The 19,227-nt window shown below is 66.7% G+C and carries 15 protein-coding genes; 12 read left to right on the top strand and 3 right to left on the bottom strand.

What is annotated here, in order from left to right; genetic code table 11:
• Positions 1-10 precede the first annotated feature (10 nt).
• Positions 11-2,305, top strand: a complete 2,295-nt coding sequence (locus CV023_RS04050) for a RelA/SpoT family protein (protein WP_284934631.1) — start codon at positions 11-13, stop codon at positions 2,303-2,305.
• A gap of 42 nt (positions 2,306-2,347) precedes the next feature.
• Here CV023_RS04050 and CV023_RS04045 read toward each other — a convergent pair whose 3' ends face one another.
• Together CV023_RS04045 and CV023_RS04040 are read right to left on the bottom strand one after the other, a co-directional pair.
• A complete protein-coding gene (locus CV023_RS04045; protein WP_230744168.1) occupies positions 2,348-2,896 on the bottom strand; it encodes a hypothetical protein in 549 nt (182 codons plus the stop codon).
• Positions 2,897-3,018: 122 nt separating this feature from the next.
• Positions 3,019-4,371, bottom strand: coding sequence for a DUF349 domain-containing protein (locus tag CV023_RS04040; protein ID WP_230744167.1), 1,353 nt, complete (start codon positions 4,369-4,371; stop codon positions 3,019-3,021).
• A gap of 119 nt (positions 4,372-4,490) precedes the next feature.
• On the opposite strand from CV023_RS04040, the gene CV023_RS04035 reads away from it, so the two are divergent.
• The 5 genes from CV023_RS04035 to CV023_RS18965 all read left to right on the top strand — a co-directional run bounded on the left by CV023_RS04035 (position 4,491) and on the right by CV023_RS18965 (position 11,618).
• Positions 4,491-5,135, top strand: a complete 645-nt coding sequence (locus tag CV023_RS04035) for an MBL fold metallo-hydrolase (protein ID WP_230744166.1) — start codon at positions 4,491-4,493, stop codon at positions 5,133-5,135.
• Positions 5,136-5,249: 114 nt separating this feature from the next.
• Positions 5,250-6,584, top strand: coding sequence for a histidine--tRNA ligase (hisS, locus tag CV023_RS04030; protein WP_230744165.1), 1,335 nt, complete (start codon positions 5,250-5,252; stop codon positions 6,582-6,584).
• Positions 6,585-6,642: 58 nt separating this feature from the next.
• Positions 6,643-8,424 (top strand): aspartate--tRNA ligase, encoded by a 1,782-nt coding sequence (gene aspS, locus CV023_RS04025; RefSeq protein WP_230744164.1) that lies wholly within the window; start codon positions 6,643-6,645, stop codon positions 8,422-8,424.
• A complete protein-coding gene (locus tag CV023_RS04020; RefSeq protein WP_230744163.1) occupies positions 8,424-9,917 on the top strand; it encodes a replication-associated recombination protein A in 1,494 nt (497 codons plus the stop codon). Before aspS ends, CV023_RS04020 begins: the two co-directional genes overlap by 1 nt.
• 123 nt (positions 9,918-10,040) lie before the next feature.
• Positions 10,041-11,618, top strand: coding sequence for a cation:proton antiporter family protein (locus CV023_RS18965; RefSeq protein WP_230744162.1), 1,578 nt, complete (start codon positions 10,041-10,043; stop codon positions 11,616-11,618).
• Positions 11,619-11,624: 6 nt separating this feature from the next.
• Here the strand turns inward: CV023_RS18965 and CV023_RS04010 are convergent, their stop codons facing one another.
• Positions 11,625-12,185 carry an NUDIX hydrolase gene (locus tag CV023_RS04010; protein ID WP_230744161.1) on the bottom strand — a complete coding sequence of 187 codons (561 nt, stop codon included), beginning with the start codon at positions 12,183-12,185 and terminating at the stop codon, positions 11,625-11,627.
• 354 nt (positions 12,186-12,539) lie between these two features.
• On the opposite strand from CV023_RS04010, the gene rpsD reads away from it, so the two are divergent.
• From rpsD to CV023_RS03980, 6 genes are all read left to right on the top strand, one after another.
• Positions 12,540-13,139 (top strand): 30S ribosomal protein S4, encoded by a 600-nt coding sequence (rpsD, locus tag CV023_RS04005; RefSeq protein ID WP_230744394.1) that lies wholly within the window; start codon positions 12,540-12,542, stop codon positions 13,137-13,139.
• A 204-nt stretch (positions 13,140-13,343) separates the two neighbouring features.
• On the top strand, positions 13,344-15,998 hold the full coding sequence (gene alaS / locus CV023_RS04000; protein ID WP_230744160.1) for an alanine--tRNA ligase: 2,655 nt from the start codon (positions 13,344-13,346) through the stop codon (positions 15,996-15,998).
• Positions 15,995-16,471: a Holliday junction resolvase RuvX gene (ruvX, locus tag CV023_RS03995; RefSeq protein WP_230744159.1), complete on the top strand. Its 477-nt coding sequence runs from the start codon at positions 15,995-15,997 to the stop codon at positions 16,469-16,471. The genes alaS and ruvX overlap by 4 nt, the downstream gene beginning before the upstream one ends.
• Positions 16,468-17,610 carry an endolytic transglycosylase MltG gene (mltG, locus tag CV023_RS03990; protein ID WP_230744158.1) on the top strand — a complete coding sequence of 381 codons (1,143 nt, stop codon included), beginning with the start codon at positions 16,468-16,470 and terminating at the stop codon, positions 17,608-17,610. The genes ruvX and mltG overlap by 4 nt, the downstream gene beginning before the upstream one ends.
• Entirely contained in the window at positions 17,607-18,461 is an 855-nt protein-coding gene (locus CV023_RS03985; RefSeq protein ID WP_230744157.1) for a shikimate dehydrogenase family protein, read from the top strand. The genes mltG and CV023_RS03985 overlap by 4 nt, the downstream gene beginning before the upstream one ends.
• Positions 18,458-19,219 (top strand): prepilin peptidase, encoded by a 762-nt coding sequence (locus tag CV023_RS03980; protein ID WP_230744156.1) that lies wholly within the window; start codon positions 18,458-18,460, stop codon positions 19,217-19,219. Before CV023_RS03985 ends, CV023_RS03980 begins: the two co-directional genes overlap by 4 nt.
• The last annotated feature ends 8 nt before the right edge of the window (positions 19,220-19,227 follow it).

The raw sequence follows: 19,227 nt of genomic DNA, 5'->3' as shown, positions 1-19,227 counted from the left end.
AGGAGATGTCATGGCTTCTTCCGCCGAATCGCGCCGCCCGCGCGGCATCTCTCGTCTAGCCTGGTGGGCGGCCAGGGCCCAGAACAACCCCGGGTATCCGAGGGTTCTGGGCCCGATGATCAGGGCGCTGCAGTCGAACCACCCCAAGGCCGACATCGACCTGGTGGTCCGCGCCTACCAGGTCGCGGAGGAAGCTCATCGCGGTCAGACCCGGAAGTCCGGGGACGCCTACATCACCCACCCGATCGCGGTGGCGACGATCCTCGCCGAGATCGGCATGCTTCCGGTCACTCTGGCCGCCGCTCTGCTCCACGACACGGTTGAGGACACCTCCTATTCCCTGTCCGAGCTGACCGAGGAGTTCGGGCCCGAGGTCGCGGCCATGGTCGACGGCGTGACCAAGCTCGACAAACTCACCTACGGTCAGGCGGCGCAGTCCGAGACCGTGCGCAAGATGATCGTGGCCATGGCCAAGGACATCCGCGTCCTCGTGATCAAGCTCGCCGACCGACTCCACAACGCCCGCACCTGGAAGTTCGTTCCCGCCTCCTCGAGTACGAAGAAGGCCCGGGAGACCCTCGAGATCTACGCTCCGCTGGCACACCGGCTGGGGATGAACACGATCAAGTGGGAACTCGAGGATCTGTCGTTCCAGGTGCTCCACCCGAAGGTCTACGACGAGGTGGTCCGCCTCGTCGCCGATCGCGCCCCCGAACGCGAGAAGTACCTCGCGACCGTCTCGCACGAACTCAATTCCGAGCTGCGGGAGTCCGGCATCGAGGCCGCGATCACCGGCCGACCCAAGCACTACTACTCGATCTACCAGAAGATGGTCGTCCGCGGCCACGAATTCGCCGACATCTACGACCTCGTCGGCGTCCGCGTCCTCGTCGAATCGGTGCGGGAGTGCTACGCCACGCTCGGCATCGTCCACGCCCGCTGGAATCCTGTGCCCGGCCGGTTCAAGGACTACATCGCGATGCCGAAGTACAACATGTACCAGAGCCTGCACACGACGGTCATTGGCCCCAACGGCAAACCGGTGGAGATCCAGATCCGGACCCATGAGATGGATCGGCGTGCCGAGTTCGGCGTGGCCGCCCACTGGAAGTACAAGGACCGCGGCAATCCCTCGAAGGCCGTGACCTCGAACACCGCCCGCTCGGTCAAGGTCTCCGACGATGGCGAGGTCGACGACGCCGCCTGGCTGCGGCAGCTGCTTGACTGGCAGCGCGAGGTCAGCGACCCCGAGGAGTTCCTCGACAACCTCCGCTACGAGGTGAATTCGAAGGAGGTCTACGTCTTCACCCCCAAGGGAGACGTGATGAGCCTGCCCGCGGGGGCGACACCCGTCGACTTCTCCTATGCCGTGCACACCGAGGTCGGGCACAAGACCATGGGCGCCAGGGTCAACGGACGACTCGTGGCCCTGGACACCGAACTGAAGAACGGCGACTCGGTCGAGGTCTTCACCTCCAAGGATGAGAACGCCGGTCCGAGCCGCGATTGGCTCGGCTTCGTCAAGAGCCCGCGGGCCAGAAGCAAGATCCGGCAGTGGTTCTCGAAGGAGCGCCGCGAAGAGGCGATCGAGAACGGCCGCGAACAGCTGGCCAGGGCGATGCGTCGGCACACCCTCTCGGCATCGGCGCTGATGAGCCAGGAGGCTCTGCAGGTCGTCGCCACCGAACTCCGGCTGCCCGATGTCACCGCGCTCTACGCCGCGATCGGCAACGGCATCACCTCGGCGGCCCATGTCGTGGACCTGCTGGCCAAGGAGGTCGGCGAGGACGACGACGAAACCGTCCTGCCGGCACCGCGCAACCGCACGGGCCAATCATCGGGACACCATTCCTCCTCGGAGGGGGTCACGGTCAAAGGCGTCGACGATGTGCTCGTCAAACTCGCCCGCTGCTGCACCCCGGTGCCCGGCGATGAGATCGTCGGCTTCGTCACCCGCGGCTCCGGGGTGTCCGTGCATCGTGTCGACTGCCCGAACGTCGTCTCCCTCGAACGGGAGCCCGAACGCATCGTCGAGGTCTCCTGGGGCGAGAAGACCAGCGGCATCTACCTCGTCCAGATCCAGGTCGAGGCCCTCGACCGGTCGGGCCTGCTCTCGGACATCACGAAGGTCCTCACGGACACGCATGTCAATATCCTCTCCGCCTCCGTGGCGACCTCGCGGGCCAGGGTCGCGCAGTCGAAGTTCGTCTTCGAGATGAGCGACGCGAGCCATCTGGACACCGTGCTCTCCGCCGTGCGGAAAGTCGAAGGCGTCTTCGACGTCTACCGCATCGCCGGGGGATAGAACCTGCTCGGGCCGTCGACGCCCGCCGGCTGAATCCGAGGGTCATCTCGGGAGTTCGCAGCAGCGTTCGAAGGTCGAACGGATCTGTGCCACGTACGGACGGCGCGAGACGCTGTCGAGATAGAGCCGGAACCGTCGTCGGGTCGCTCCGGGCACCTCGTCGATGAGGTTCCTCACCACCCGAGGCGAATGATCACCGGGTGTGCGCACCTGGGGCAGCAGCAGATCGTAGAGGGTGCGCTCCTCGGTCGTCAGCAGGCGACCGTCGATGCACTCGCATTCGTCATCGGTGAGCGTGAGTTCGTGGACGTCCAATCCGGATTCGGTGACGAATCGGCGTCGCGGGTGGGTGATGAACGACAGCGGCGACGGTGCCCGTCCCAGCCCCCGATGAACCCACCAGGCGCTGTCGTGGGAGAGCACGAGTCCCTGGGGTGTCAGGGTGTGCAGCGCCGCCATCCGGTCGTCGGGACCGAGCACGGCACCCTTGCGTACCCACGTGGTCTCCGTCAGCTGGGTCAGCAGACCGTCGAGGGTGAGCTCGGTGAGATGTTCGTACCCGTAGTCCCGCAGATGAAACAGCGCCTCCATACAGCCACTATCGCGGTGTACGGAGGCGCTGACAAGGTCGCATCGGCCAACTGTGGATAAGTGTCGACTCGAGCGTCGATGCCTGTGGACGACCGGAACTCGTCTCCGCTCGTCCGCTCTGCTCAGTCGAGTTCGGCGGCAGTCTGCGCCAGCTGATCCCGCCAGGCGCGGCGGGCGTCGAGGGCGGCCTGGGCCTCGGTCACGGCCTTCTCATCCCCACCGGACTTCGCGGCGGTGAGCTTGTCCTCGAGCTCTGCGATCGAATCGTCGAGCTGGCTCAGCGCCCCCGAGGTGCGGGCCTTGGTCTCCGGATTGCTGCGCTGCCAGGCGGCGTCCTCGGCTTCGGACAGGGCCCGTTCGACATCGCGCAGGCCGCCTTCCATCCGCGAGACATCGGCGCGGGGGACCTTGCCGGCGTCTTCCCACTCGTCCTGGATGACCCGCAGCTGCTTCTTCGCCGCGACCGGGTCGGTGATCGGCAGCAGCGCCTGGGCCTTCTTCAGCAGCCCTTCCTTGACCTCGAGGTTGCCCTTGTACTCCTCGTCGAGAGCGGCGTTCTCCGCATCCCGAGCCGAGAAGAACACATCCTGCGCGGCCCGGAAGCGAGCCCACAGGGCGTCATCATCCTTCCGCGAGGCTCGCGGCGCCCGCTTCCACTGAGTCATCAGATCTTTGTATTTCTGGGACACGGTGCGGAAATCGGTCGAACCGGACAGCGACTCCGCCTCGGCGACGATCTTCTCCTTGATCCGCTTGCCCTCGGAATTGACCTTGTCGAGCTCGGCGAAGAACTCCTTGCGCTTGTGCTCGAAGGTGTTCCGGGCCTGGGAGAAGCGGCCCCACAGCTCCTGGTCGACCGAACGCGGCAGACGCGGACCGCTGCGCTGCTTGTCCTTCCACTGCGCGAAGAGCTCGCGCAGTCGGGCACCGGACTGTTTCCACTGGATCTTCTCCGGATCCCGCTTGGCCAGAGACTCGGCCTCGGCGACGATCTCCTCACGCTCGGCGGCGGCTTCGAGCTTCGCCGCCTCGGCCCGAGCGGCCTGCTGCGAGTCCGTGGCCTCGGCATCGGAGACGAGTGTGTCGAGGGTTCCCGACAGGCCGCGGAGGTCGCCGACGACGTTCGCTTCCGGCAGCGACTCCTGCAGCGTCTTCGCCGCCTGCACGATCTCCTTGCCGGGAGCTCCTGCCGAAAGTCGGTTGCGCAGGTGAACGGAGTGTTCGACGAGTTCGACGTACTTCTTCGCGAAGTATTCGAGCGCCTCGGCGCCGGTGGCGTCCGGGTACTGTCCGACGGCGCGCTCACCCTCCGGGGTGATGACGAACACATTGCCGTCCTCATCGGCCCGACCATGGGCGACCGCACGAGCGACCTCGGCGTCATGATCGACGGTCGTCGCATTCACCACCTGTGCCGCCTGCGGGCGGGGCAGGGAAGACGGGCGGGGGGTCGGCTTCGGCGTCGGGGTCGACATGATTCTCACCTTGTTTCCATCGGTCGAACCGGCGGGCTCTCGCGCCTGCCGATCACTCGATCTCTGATTGGACGTTATCCCAGCATAACCAAGGCGGAGCCTCTGGATAGACTTTGCGTATGGATGTATTCACGACCCACGCCGAATTCCTCGACGTCAACTGCTATGTCGTCCGCGCCGAGGGGGCCGAGGAGTGCATCCTCGTCGACTCCGGCTACGACTGTGCTCCCGGTCTGGCGGAGATCCTCGCCGAGGAGGGGCTGCGTCCGCGTGCCGTCTTCCTCACCCACGGCCACCCCGACCACATCCTGGGGCTGGGCAATGTGCTTGCCCGCTGGGACGTTCCCGTCCACCTCGGCGATCCCGACCGTTATCGCCTGGCCGATCCGGCACGCACACTCAGCCCGCAGTTCGCGCCGATGCTCGCGCCCCTGGTCGAGGGCTGGCAGGCACCGGAAGTCACCGGGCTGAGCGATGGTCAGGTCCTGGAGATCGCGGGGCTGAGTGTCACCGCCGTCGCCGCGCCCGGGCACACGGAAGGCTCGATGCTGCTGCGGGTGAGCGCCGATGACGAGGAGATCATCTTCACCGGTGACGTCGTCTTCGCCGGTGCCATCGGCCGGGTCGACCTCCCGGGCGGGGACGCCGCGGCGATGGGGGAATCCCTGCGGGCATTCGCCACGCTGCCCGACGTTCCGATCTATCCTGGACACGGCCCCGGTTCGCGGGTCGGCCACGAACTGGCCACCAACCCGTTCTTCTGACCGAGCCGCAGGCCGCAGGACCGCAGCACCACGGACACATCTGCCTACCGCAGACATCCCCGATACAAACAGACACCGCAGACACAACACACAGCACTGAGAGCAAGGAGAATAATGGCGAAGTCAGCCCGTCTGTCCGGATTCCCGGAACGACTTCCCGCCGAACGCGTGATCGAGAAGAAGGTCATCGACATCCTCGAGCACACCTTCGCCCTGCACGGCTTCTCCGCACTCAACCACCGGGCCGTCGAGCCGATCAGCCAGCTGGCCAAGGACGGGGAGATCGACAAGGAGATCTTCGCCGTCTCCCGCCTCCACTCCGAAGGTGCCGAACGCAGCCCCCTGGGACTGCACTTCGACCTCACGGTGCCTCTGGCCCGCTATATCGCCGACAACGCGAACGAGCTGAGCTTCCCGTTCAAGGCCGCCCGCGTCCAACCCGTGTGGCGCGGCGAACGCCCCCAGCAGGGCCGCTACCGTGAGTTCATCCAGGCCGATATTGACGTCATCGCCGATGCCGAGCTGCCCGGACACTTCGAGGTCGAGATCCCGCTGGCCGTCGCCGATGCCTTCGCCCGACTCGCACCTCTGGGCGTGCCCGGAGTCAAGATCGTCGTCAACGACCGTCGCCTGCTCGAAGGCTTCGCCCGCGGCATCGGGCTGGAGAACATCCAGGCTGTGCTGCGCTGCCTCGACAAATACGACAAGATCGGGCCCGAGGAAGTCGCGAAGCTGCTGGCGACCGAGGCGGGAGCGACCGAGGAACAGCAGCGGCTGTGCCTCGAACTGGCCGCCATCGAATCCTATTCACCGGACTTCGCCGAGGAGGTGCGCGCGCTCGGCGTCGAGCACCCCCTCCTCGACGCCGGCCTCGACTCGCTGACGACGATGCTGCGCGCCGCCCACGATCGGGCACCGGGCGTCATCGTCGCCCAGCTCAAGATCGCCCGCGGTCTCGACTACTACACGGGAGCGGTCTACGAGACCCAGCTGATCGGTTACGAAGAGCTCGGCTCCGTGGCCTCCGGCGGTCGCTACGATTCGCTGGCCACGGTGGGCAAGAAGACCTACCCCGGGGTGGGCATGTCGATCGGGGTCTCGCGTCTCATGGCCTTCATCCTCGATCCCGAATCGGGCATCAGCGCCACCCGCGGCACCCCTTCGGCGGTGGTCGTGGCCGTGACCGACGAAGAGGGACGCGCCGAGGCGGACGCCGTGGCCACCGCCCTGCGTGCCCGCGACATCGCCTGCGAGGTGTCGCCGAGCGCGGCCAAGTTCGGCAAGCAGATCCGCTACGCAGAACGTCGCGAGATCCCCTTCGTCTGGTTCACCGGCGGGGAGTCCGGTCACGAGGTCAAGGACATCCGCTCAGGTGAGCAGACTCCCGCCGACCCGCAGACCTGGGAACCGCCGGAGGCCGACCTCCGGCCGCGGGTGTACAAGGCCTGAGCGGCGAGCGACTATCATTGACTGCGCGCTGACACATCAACATCAAAAGGAGCCCTAGGTGCTGCGAAGCCACGAAAACGGAACCCTGCGAGCCACACAGGCAGGAGAGACCGTCACCCTGACCGGGTGGGTCGACCGCCGTCGCGATCACGGAGGAGTGGCCTTCATCGATCTGCGCGACGCCTCGGGGATCGTCCAGGTCGTCGTCCGTGAGGACGATGCGCACCAGCTGCGCAACGAAACCGTCGTCAAGGTCACCGGCACCGTCTCCCAGCGCCCCGAGGGCAACACGAACCCGAACCTGCCCACCGGTGAGATCGAGATCATCGACACCACCGTCGAGATCCTCTCCGAAGCTTCGGCGCTGCCCTTCCAGGTCTCCGACCATGCCGAGGACTCCGGCACCGTGGGCGAGGAGACCCGCCTGCGCTACCGCTACCTCGACCTGCGCCGTTCGGGTCCGGCCGCGACCATGCGTCTGCGCTCGGACGTCAACAAGGCCGCCCGCAGCGTCCTGGATGACCACAAGTTCCTCGAGATCGAGACGCCGACGCTGACCCGGTCGACCCCCGAGGGCGCCCGCGACTTCCTTGTGCCTGCGCGCCTCAAGCCCGGCTCCTGGTACGCCCTGCCGCAGTCCCCGCAGCTGTTCAAGCAGCTCCTCCAGGTCGCCGGCATGGAGCGCTACTACCAGATCGCCCGCTGCTACCGGGATGAGGACTTCCGCGCCGACCGTCAGCCCGAGTTCACCCAGCTCGACATCGAAGCCTCCTTCGTCGAACAGGACGACATCATCGCCCTGGCCGAGGAGATCCTGACCGCGCTGTGGAAGCTCATCGGGCACGAGATCACCACGCCGATCCCGCACATCACCTACCACGATGCGATGGAGCGCTACGGTTCGGACAAACCGGATCTGCGCTTCGACCTCGAACTGCACAACCTCACCGAGTTCTTCGCGAACACCCCGTTCCGGGTCTTCCAGTCCGAGTACGTCGGCTCGGTCGTCTACCCGGGCGGCGGCTCCCTGCCCCGGCGGCAGCTCGACGCCTGGCAGGACTGGGCGAAGCAGCGCGGCGCCAAGGGACTCGCGTATGTGCTCGTGGCCGAGGACGGCACACTGTCGGGCCCCGTGGCCAAGAACATCTCCGAAGAGGAGAAGGCCGGACTCCTCGAGGCCGCCGGCGCGAACCCGGGCGACGCCATCTTCTTCGCCGCCGGTGATCGCAGCATGCGCGCCCTCCTCGGCGGCGCCCGCAACGAGATCGCCGAGCGCACCGGACTGATCAAGGACGGCGACTGGGCCTTCGTGTGGGTCGTCGACGCGCCCCTGTTCGAATCGGCCGCCGCGGCTCAGGCCGCCGGAGACGTCGCCGTCGGTGAGGGTGCATGGACCGCCGTCCACCACGCGTTCACCGCCCCGAAGCCCGAATTCCTCGACACTCTCGAATCCGATCCCGGTGCCGCCCTGGCCTACGCCTACGACATCGTGTGCAACGGCAACGAGATCGGCGGCGGTTCGATCCGCATCCACCGCAAGGACATCCAGGAGCGCGTGTTCCGGATCATGGGCATCAGCGAAGAGGAGGCCGAGGAGAAGTTCGGCTTCCTCCTCGAGGCCTTCAAATTCGGTGCGCCCCCGCACGGCGGCATCGCCTTCGGCTGGGACCGCATCGTGTCTCTGCTGGCCGGGGTGGACTCGATCCGTGAGGTCATCGCCTTCCCGAAGTCCGGCGGCGGCTACGATCCGCTGACCGCGGCACCGGCACCGATCACCGATGCCCAGCGCGCCGAGGCGGGCGTGGACTTCGAACCGGAAGACGACGACGCCGCGTCCTGATGACCCAGGAACCCAATCTGTTCTCCGACGGCCCGGACCAGGAAACACCGGGTCCGGGCTTCGCCGGTTCCTCATCCGCGGCGACGGGCCGAGCGCTCGATCCGCTGGCCGTGCGGATGCGACCGCGCACCATCGCCGAGGTGGTCGGACAGGAACATCTCACCTTCCCGGGTTCCCCGCTCAACCAACTCGTCGAGGCCAGTGGGGGAGACCGGGCCGGAGCCTCCTCGGTGATCCTGTGGGGTCCACCGGGAGTCGGCAAGACCACCTTGGCCCACGTCATCTCCCACGCTCCGGGCCGGACCTTCGTCGAGCTCTCGGCGATCACCGCCGGAGTCAAGGACGTCCGGCAGGTGATCGAGAACGCCCGCCGTGAGCGGGAGATGTATCAGCGCACCACCGTGCTCTTCCTCGACGAGATCCACCGGTTCTCCAAGGCCCAGCAGGACGCGCTGCTGCCGGCGGTGGAGAACCGCCTCGTCGTGCTCGTCGCCGCGACGACGGAGAACCCTTCGTTCTCGGTCATCTCCCCGCTGCTCTCACGGTCGCTCCTGCTGACCCTGCGACCGCTCGACGATGACGCCATCGGCAGGCTGCTGGACCGCGCGATCGCCAGCGAGCGCGGACTGGCGGGAGGCTTCGAACTCAGTCCTGAGGCCAAGGACTTCATCGTCCGCATCGCCGGGGCCGATGCCAGGCGGTCGCTGACGATTCTCGAAGCGGCCGCCGGCATTGCGTCGGCTCAGGGCGAGACCGCGCAGCGTGTGTCCGAGGCCGACGGCGCTGTCGAGACCGAGGACGATGACGAGACAGACGGCGAGGAGACCGCGGACGATGACGAGGCCGCGGACGCTGCGCCGATCCTCATCACCGAAGAGGCCTGCGCCGAGGCGAGCAGCGAGACCGTGCTCCGCTATGACCGCAACGGCGATCAGCACTATGACGTCGTCTCAGCGTTCATCAAATCCATCCGCGGCTCCGACGTCGATGCCGCCCTGCACTACCTGGCGCGGATGATCGTGGCGGGGGAGGACCCGCGCTTCATCGCCCGCCGCGTCGTCATCTCCGCGGCCGAGGACATCGGCATGGCCGATCCGCAGGCGCTGCCCATCGCCGTGGCCGCTTCCACCGCGGTGCAGAACATCGGCATGCCCGAAGGCCGGATCCCCCTCGCCGAGGCGGTCACCTACCTGGCCATGGCACCGAAGTCGAACGCAAGCTACCGTGCCTTGGACGCGGCGATCGCCGACGTCAAGAACGGTCTGGCCGGGCAGGTCCCCGACCACCTCCGCGACGCCCACTATCCGGGGGCGAAGGAACTCGGCCACGGTGAGGGCTACAAATACTCCCACGACTATCCGCACGGTGTTGCCGACCAGGAATACCTGCCCGAGACTCTGCGGGACAAGCGGTACTACGAACCCAGCGGCAACGGCATGGAACGCACGATGGGCGAGCGGCTGGAGAGCCTGCGACGGCTGCTGCGCCCCTGAGCGAACTGTCACTTCGACCGGCGAAGCGGTAATTTTGGTGGTGAGGGCACGCGCCGCGCACCACCGAAGAGAGTGGCTGCGAGAATCGGTCGCGATGCCCAACACCGACCGAGGAGGGCCGCTGTGGCAGAGATCATCGTTACCATCGCGGCCGCGCTGGTCCTGGGAATGGTCGCCTATGAGCTGCGGATCCCCCCGCTCGTCGGCTTCCTCGGAGCCGGATTCCTCCTCCACTTCCTCGGATTCACCGCCTTCGCCGGCCTCGACGAGGTCTCCGATATCGGCGTCGTCCTGCTCCTGTTCACGATCGGACTGAAGTTCGACCTGCGCTCCCTTCTCCAACCCGAGGCCTACGGCACCGCACTGCTGCACATGCTCACCGTCGTCCTGGTCGGGGCGGGCACCATCGGTGCGGCCGCGACCATCGGGGTCGTCAGCCTCGGCGGGGGAGTCGGCACCCTTGCTCTGCTCGGCTTCGCACTGTCCTTCTCCTCGACGGTGCTGGTGGTCAAGGTACTCGAAGACCGCTCCGATGACGGCTCGTACTACGGACAGATCGCCATCGCCGTGCTCGTCCTGCAGGATCTCGCCGCCGTCGCCTTCATCACGGCCGCAGGGGAGGAGCCGCCGAGCCCCTGGGCCTTCGCGCTGGTCCTGCTCGTCCCGGCTGCCTGGGTGCTGCGGCGCATCCTCGACCGGATCGGACGCGGAGAGCTGCTCGTGCTGTTCGGGGTCGTCATGGCATTGGGTCCCGGCTATGTCGCCTTCGAATCCGTGGGCATCCACGGGGACCTCGGAGCCCTGGCGATGGGGCTGCTCTTCGCCAGCCACCCTCGCTCGGGTGAGCTCTCGAAGTCGCTGTTCAGCGTCAAGGAGCTCTTCCTCGTCGCATTCTTCGTCGTCATCGGGCTCCAAGCGGTGCCGACCTGGTCCGACCTGGGCATGGCGCTCATCCTCTGTGTGGTCCTCATCCCCTTCAACTTCATCAGCTTCTATCTCATGGGCCGCGTCTTCGGTCTGCGCAATCGCACGAGCATCCGCACCAGCCTGGCCCTGAGCAACTTCTCCGAATTCGCCCTCATCGTCGTCGCCGTCGGCGTCGGCAACGGACTGTTCGCCGACAACTGGCTGACGGTGACGGCACTGGCCGTGGCCGTGGGCATGATCATCTCCTCCCTGGCCAACGCCTACAGCCTGCAGATCGTGGCCTGGTGCGACGACATCCTGCCGGCAGAGAACGAAGCCCGTCTGCGGCCCACGGATCGCCCCATCGACACCGGCGGCGCCGAGGTGGTCGTGCTCGGCATGGGTCGGATCGGTCGGGGCGCCTATGAGCGCTTCGTCGACACGGGTGGGCTGTCTGTGATCGGAATCGACAACGACCATGCGGTGATCTCTGCCCTCCGGTCCGATGACTTCACGGTCCTCGAGGGAGATGCCACCGACCACGAGTTCTGGCACCGCCTCGTCGTCGGCGGGCAGGCCCACACCGTCATCCTCGCCATGGCCCTCCACGACTCGAACATCTTCGCGCTCGAGCAGTTGCGGATCGCCGGTTTCGAGGGCACCATCGCCGCAGTCGTCCAGCGCCCCGATCAGGCCCGACGCTTCACCAAGGCGGGAGTCCACGCCGTGGTCAACATCTACAGCGGTTCAGGTGCCGCCGTCGCCGACGCCGCCATGAAAACCCAGGGCGGGTGAACATGCTCAGGCCGTGTGGACAGGCGGCAGAATGCCCCGCTGTGCTGCGACCATTCGGCTGATGAGCAGCGGCGGATCGATGATCTCTCCGGCGGCGGTCAGTCGGTCGAGCTCCGTGACCGGCATGGTCACGGTCCTTACGACCTCCTGCGGATCGTCGGTGATCGGTGTGCCCGGCACGGTGTCGCGGCAGAAGTAGAGGTGGACCGGAAATGCCATGCGAGCGGGATTCTGGAAGAAGGTGAACAGATGAGTGAGGTCGACCGGGCGCAGACCGGTCTCCTCCTCGTACTCGCGAGCAGCCGCATCGATGGGAGCCTCACCGTGCTCGGCTCCTCCGCCCGGAAGATCATAGATCCACCGGCGGATCGGGTATCGGTACTGCCTCGCCAAGCGCAGGTGGCCTTCTTCGGTCAGCCCGAGCACCGCGACATTGAATGGAACGGACTCATCGACCTCGTAGCGAATGGACTCTCCGGTGGGCAGCCTGACCTGATGCTCGCTGAGTGTGAGGTAGCCGCGGTGGACCACCGACTTGGAGACGAATTCCCATTCCGGTTCGGACATGCTGGCACCCTTCTGCGGCCGCGGCATCACAACTCGGTCGTCGTTGCTCGCCCGGACGATCGCAGGCCGACCGTCATGACCAATGTAGCCTGGCCGCGCGCGAACCGAACGTCGTGAAGATCACGGTCGGGCCTGCCCGGTGCGGCTTTGCGCAGGGGAGCGGCCTCCGGCTAAGATAGGTAGCTGTTGTGCCTGCACGCTAAAGGCGGTCGGTGCGAGCGGATCTCGACGCTCAATCCCTCTTTCCCACCCAGGGAAACAACGGTTTCGACCAGGGCGAGAACCCCAGGCCTGTCGTGACACACCATTTTGATGAAAGGTAAACCAGTGCCAGCACCAGCACGTAACCGCCGGATGACGCGCCTCTCGCGCGCTCTCGGCCTGCCGCTGACCCCGAAGGCTGAGAAGTACTTCGAACGTCGCCCCTACCCTCCAGGCGAGCACGGCCGTGCCCGTCGTCGCAACGACAGCGACTACTCGGTCCGTCTCAAGGAGAAGCAGCGTCTGCGCGCCCAGTACGGCATCCGCGAGGCCCAGATGCTCAAGACCTACAAGGAAGCCAGCCGCCTCGCCGGTCTGACCGGTGAGACCATGGTCGAGCTCCTCGAAATGCGTCTCGACGCCCTGGTGCTGCGTTCGGGCTTCGCCCGCACCATCGCCCAGGCCCGTCAGTTCGTCGTGCACCGTCACATCACCGTTGACGGTCAGCGCGTCGATCGCCCCTCCTTCCGTGTGAAGGAAGGCCAGACCATCCAGGTGCACGAGCGCAGCGCATCGATGGACCCCTTCCAGGTCGCAGCCGCCGGCGGACACCAGGATGTCCTCCCCGCGGTTCCGGGTTACCTGTCGGTGAACCTCGAAGGTCTGCAGTCCACCCTGGTCCGTCGCCCCAAGCGCGAAGAGGTCCCCGTGACCGTCGACGTGCAGCTGGTCGTCGAGCACTACTCGCGCTGATCCTTCGATCGCTCACGCGATCACAGCGGTCACCGCAGACACAACCGCCCGGAACATCATGTTCCGGGCGGTTGTGCATTCACACAGCCGTCGTGCCCCGGCGGGTCGGTTCCCCGCACACGGCGACCTCGCATAATGTGGTGGAGCCACTAAACTAGTCCCTGATATGTGCCAGAGCGCACGAGCAATACGAAAGGTCTTGGATTGAAGACGGCAGAGATCAAGCAACGCTGGTTGGACTACTTCGAAGCGAACGGGCACGTCGTGGTTCCCTCAGCGTCGGTGATCAGCTCCGATCCGTCCATCCTGTTCAACATCGCGGGCATGGTCCAGTTCATCCCGTACCTCACCGGACGGGAACCCGCCCCCTTCAACCGCGCGACGAGCGTGCAGAAGTGCGTGCGCACCGGCGACATCGAAGAGGTCGGCAAGACCACCCGTCACGGCACGTTCTTCCAGATGAACGGCAACTTCTCCTTCGGCGACTACTTCAAACGCGAAGCCATCTCCTTCGCCTGGGGTCTGCTGACGAACCCCGTCGCCGAGGGCGGACTCGGCTTCAACGCCGATCTGCTCTGGGCCACCGTCCACGAGGACGACCTCGAGACCATCGACATGTGGCTCGAGGAGACCTCCATTCCCCGTGAGCGCATCCAGTCGCGCGGCAACGAGGACAACTTCTGGCACACCGGGCAGCCCGGCCCCGGCGGCTACTGCTCCGAGATCTACTTCGACCGCGGCCCCGGCTACGGCGTCGAAGGCGGCCCCGTCGCCGATGAGGACCGCTACATCGAGATCTGGAACCTCGTGTTCATGGAGTTCGAACTCTCCGAGGTTCGCTCCAAGGTCGACTTCGACATCGCCGGCGAACTGCCCGCGAAGAACATCGATACCGGCATGGGCCTCGAACGCGTGGCCTTCCTGCTCCAGGGCGTCGAGAACATGTACGAGATCGACGAGGTGTTCCCCGTCATCGAGGTCGCCAGCCGACTCTCCGGCCACGCCTACGGCGACGACCACGACGCGGACGTGCAGATGCGCGTCGTCGCCGACCACGTCCGCTCCTCGCTGATCATCATCGGCGACGGTGTGCGCCCGGGCAACGAAGGACGCGGTTACATCCTGCGCCGGCTGCTCCGTCGTGCCGTGCGAGCGATGCGCCTCCTCGGCGTCAACGACGAGGTCCTGCCCGAGCTGCTGCCCGTGTCTATGCAGGCGATGAAGCTGTCCTACCCGGAGCTGGAAACCGATTTCGACCGGATCTCCCGCATCGCCTACGCCGAAGAGAAGGCGTTCCTGCGCACCCTCGAATCCGGCACCCAGCTGTTCACCACCGCGGCCGAGTCACTGACCGGTTCGGATCGGACGCTCAGCGGCGATGTCGCCTTCGCCCTCCACGACACCCACGGCTTCCCCATCGATCTCACCCTTGAGATGGCCGCCGAACATGGGGTTTCGGTCGACGAAGCCGGCTTCCGGACCCTCATGGAGGAACAGCGGACTCGCGCCAAGGCCGATGCGAAGGCGAAGAAAGGCGGTGGCCACGCCGACCTCTCCGCCTACTCCGCCCTGCTCGCCGACGGTGCCAGCGAATTCGTCGGCTACGACCGTCTCGAGGCCGATTCCAGGATCCGCGGCATCGTCGCAGACGGCATCGCCCAGGAGGTCCTCACCGTCGGCCAGAGTGCCGACGTCATCCTCGACCTGACCCCGTTCTACGCCGAATCCGGCGGTCAGCGCGCCGATATCGGCCAGATCCGCGGGCACGGATTCACCGCGCAGGTCAGCGATGTGCAGAACCCGATCAAGGGCCTGCCCGCCCACCGGGTCGAGGTCATCGACGGGGAGATCCGCGTCGGCGACGAGGTGCTCGCCGTGGTCGATCACGACCACCGCTTCCAGGGCTCCCAGGCGCACACCGCCACCCACCTCGTCCACGCGGCGCTGCGGGAGATCCTCGGCGACCACGCCGTGCAGGCCGGCTCGATGAACCAGCCCGGCTACATGCGCTTCGACTACTCCTTCCCCGAGGCCCCGAGCACCCAGATGCGTGCCGAGATCGAAGACGTTGCGAACCTTGCGGTCCGCTCGAACTACGATGTCGGCACCGAATACCTGCCCTTCGAGGAGGCACGGAAATCCGGTGCGATGGCCCTGTTCGGCGAGAAGTACCCGAACATCGTCCGCGTCGTCGACATCGGCGGACCCTTCTCCCGCGAACTCTGCGGCGGCACCCACGTCGGCGCGTCCTCGGAGGTCGGACCGATCTCCGTGCTCTCGGAGGCCTCCGTGGGCTCGGGCGTCCGTCGCATCGAAGCCGCCGTCGGCATGGACGCCTTCCGCTCCCTGGCGGCCGAGCGCACCATCGTCTCCTCCCTGTCCGAGATGCTCAAGGTTCCCGGCACCGATGTGCCCGAACGCGTCTCCGACCTCATGGGCCGGCTCAAGGACGCCGAGAAGGAGATCGCCCGACTGAACTCCCAGCAGCTCCTCGCCAAGGCGGGATCGTTCCTCGACCAGGCGCAGACTGTGGGCTCGACCCTCTTCGTCGTCGCCGAGCTCGGCGAGGTCGCAAACGGCGGTGACATCCGCACCATCGTCACCGATCTGCGCGCCCGAGTCTCCGACCGTGCCGCCGTCGTCCTCGGTATCGGCACGAGCGGTTCGAAGCCCGTCGTTGTCATCGGCACCACCGAAGCCGCCCGCGCCGACGGCCTGCAGGCCGGCAAGCTCGTGTCGCTGGCCTGCGGCGAGCTCGGCGGCGGCGGAGGCGGCAAGCCCGACCTCGCCCAGGGCGGCGGCAGCGACAGCACTGCGATCCCCGCTGCCATCGCAGCAGTCAAGGCGGCCCTCCAGTGAGTTTCCGCCGAGGCCGTCGCTTGGGCCTCGACATCGGCTCCGTGCGCATCGGGGTCGCCGCCAGCGATCCCGAAGGCATCCTCGCGACCCCGCTGAGCGTGGTCCGACGGAAGGACGAACCCGCGGCTCTGCGTGAGCTGCAGGACCTCGTCGCCGAATACGAGCCGATCGAACTCCTCGTCGGGGACCCCAAGTCCCTCGACGGGGCGGCCCGAGCAGCAGCCGCCTCGGCGCTGGAATTCGCCCGCCGCATCGCGGTGGCCACACACACGCCGATCCGTCTCGTCGACGAACGCTTCACCACCGTCGAAGCCCACCAGGCTCTCGCCGCCGCGGGCAAGAGCTCCCGGCAGCGACGTGAGATCGTCGACGCCCAAGCGGCCGTGATCATCCTGCAGAACGCCCTCGAGTTCGAACACAACACCGGTGCCCCCGCCGGACGAGCAATGCCCGACGAGGAGAGTGAGCAATGAGCCCGTTCCCAGGTGAGTTCTCGGAAGACGACGGCCTGACCCGATCCGAGGTCAAGGCCAAGAAGCACCGGCGGATGATGCGCAAGCGGCGGACGACGACCATCGTCGTCATCTGCGTCCTCATCTTCGGCTTCGGCGGATTCTTCGGAATCAAGGCCGCCGGCGGCGTGTTCAACGACCTCTTCGGGCCCAAGGGCGACTACGAAGGGCAGGGAACGAACGAGGTCTCCGTGGAGATCCCGCCCGGCTCCTCCGCCCGCTCCGTGGCGAACCAGCTCGTCGAGGAGGGAGTCATCATGAACTCCGAACCCTTCCTCGACGAGATCGAGAACCGCGAGGTCACGATCCAGGCCGGAACTGTGACGATGCGGGAGAAGATGAGCTCCAAGGCCGCCGTCGAAGCGCTCGTCAATCCCATCGCCCCGCCGAAGATCACCGTCGCCGAGGGCAAGCAGGTCGAAGAGATCAAGACCATCATGATCGAATCGGGGATGAAGGACGAAGAGGTCGACAAGGCCATCGACGACAAGACCCCGAAGGACTACGGGCTCGACATCGACGCCCCCAGCCTCGAAGGCTACCTGTACCCGGCGACCTACGATCTGGAGAAGTCGAAGACCGCGGAGAACGTCGTCCAGGAGATGGTCGATAAGACCTCGGCCGAACTGGACGAAGCCGGGGTCGAGGGCAAGGACGCGAACCGCATCCTCACGCTGGCCAGCCTCGTCGAGAAGGAATCACCGGGCGACGAGGAGGTGCGTAAAAAGGTCGCGCGCGTCTTCCTCAACCGCATCTCCGACCACTCGCAGACCGGCGGACTGCTCCAGTCCGATGCCACCGTGGCCTACATCCACGGTGCCCGCTCCGACCTGACGACGACGAAGAAGGAACGCGAGTCCGATTCGCCGTACAACACGTACAAGAAGAAGGGACTGCCTCCCGGCCCGATCAACGCCCCGAGCTCCGGAGCCGTCGACGCCGCCCTCAACCCGAGCAAGGGCGACTGGCAGTTCTTCGTCGCCACGAACCCGGACACGGGGGAGACGAAGTTCGCCGAGACCTACGACGAACACCAGAAGAACGTCGAGATCTACCGGAAGTGGCTCAAGGAGCACAGCGAGGACAACGGGGAAGGATGATCATCCGCGCCGCCGTGCTCGGGCAGCCCATCTCCCACTCGAAATCGCCGCTGCTGCACCGGGCCGCCTTCACCGCCCTCGGCCTGGACGCGAGCGAATACGAGCGCATCGAACTCGGCAGCGACGATCTCGAGGCGTTCCTCGCCGGCCACCCGGATTACACCGGGTTCTCGCTGACGATGCCGCTGAAGGACCGCCTCGTCGAACTCGCCCGGGCCGCCGGATGGCGACTCGACGACACCGCAGCCCTGACCGACGTCGGCAACACGCTCGTCCGGTTCCCGGAGCGCACACTGGTCGCCAACACCGATGTGCAGGGGATCGTGCGCGCCATCGCACCGCACCTCGACAACGGGGAGCGCGACGACGGTGCGGCAGCATCTCGGGCGGTCATCCTCGGTGCCGGGGCCACCGCCGCCTCGGCGCTGGTGGCCTGTCGTGACCTCGGCGTCACCGAAGTCGACTTCCTCGTGCGCAACCCGGACCGTGCCCGCCGCGTGCTCACGCTCGCGGAGGAACTCGACATCACGGCAGGGACCGGTCCGCTGTCGCGGATCGCAGTCGCGGACATCGTCATCTCCACCCTGCCCGCCGAGGCGGTCCCCGCCCTCGACTGGGCACCGGAGTTCGGCGGGGGAGTCGCCCTCGACGTCGCCTATGCCGCCGAATCGGCATTCCTGGCCGCGGCCGCCTCGCACGGGTTGAGCCCTGTCGGGGGCACCGCGATGCTCGTCGAACAGGCCGTCGCCCAGCACGAACTCTTCTATGCCGCCGCCGGCGGGATCGTCACCGCCGAGGTGCGCCGGACGATCAGCGAGGCGATGCACAAGGTGATGGCCGAGCAGCGGTGACCGCGCACGTGCTCCACGGCATGTTCATCGGGCTGACGGTCCTCGTCGGCCTCGCCGGGGGACTGCTGCTGTCTCGGGGCACCCGCTGGTGGCTCTCCGACGATTCCCGCATCTCACTTGTGACCGGTCGGAGGCTGGGCCCGGCGATGATGTTCGGCGGCGTCCTCCTCGCTGCCGCCGCCGCACTGCTGTTCCCCGCCTCGGCGGTGATTCCGGTCGACACCTTCCACACCGCCGCACAGCTGACCGGGGACGTCTCCGCCCCGAACTCGGCCGACCTCATCCTCACCGCCGTCGTCCTCGGCGCCGTCGCCGCGTCCACCCCGTTCCTCATCATCGTCGACATCCGCATCCGCCGATTGCCCGACCGCATCGTCTACCCGCTCATCCTCCTCATCCTCACCGCCCTCGTCCTCGGGACGGTGATCGGACACTCCCTGAACTGGTACACCGGCTTCATCGCCGGCGTCGCCGCTGCCCTCCTGTTCCTCGCCCTCCACCTGCTCGGCAGGCTGCTGCGGGCCCGCACCTTGGGCCTCGGGGACGTCAAACTCGCCTTCGTCGTCTTCGCGTTGGCGGGCCTCTTCGACCCGTGGGCGCCTGCTCTCGTGCTCATCGCCATGATGCTCATCGCCGGTGTGTGGGCGATCATCTCCGCCCTGCGCAGCCGCCGCCTGGCCGGAACGACGATCGCCTTCGGCCCGGCGATGCTTTCCGGAATGTGGCTGGGGTCGGTGCTGGCCCCATTCCTTTTGTAGAATCGGTG

Origin of the sequence: Brevibacterium sp. CCUG 69071, from assembly GCF_021023135.1 — a bacterium.
Taxonomy (GTDB): Bacteria; Actinomycetota; Actinomycetes; order Actinomycetales; family Brevibacteriaceae; genus Brevibacterium.
The sequence above is the reverse complement of the archived record's forward strand: the minus strand, read 5'-3'. Positions and strand labels throughout refer to the sequence as shown.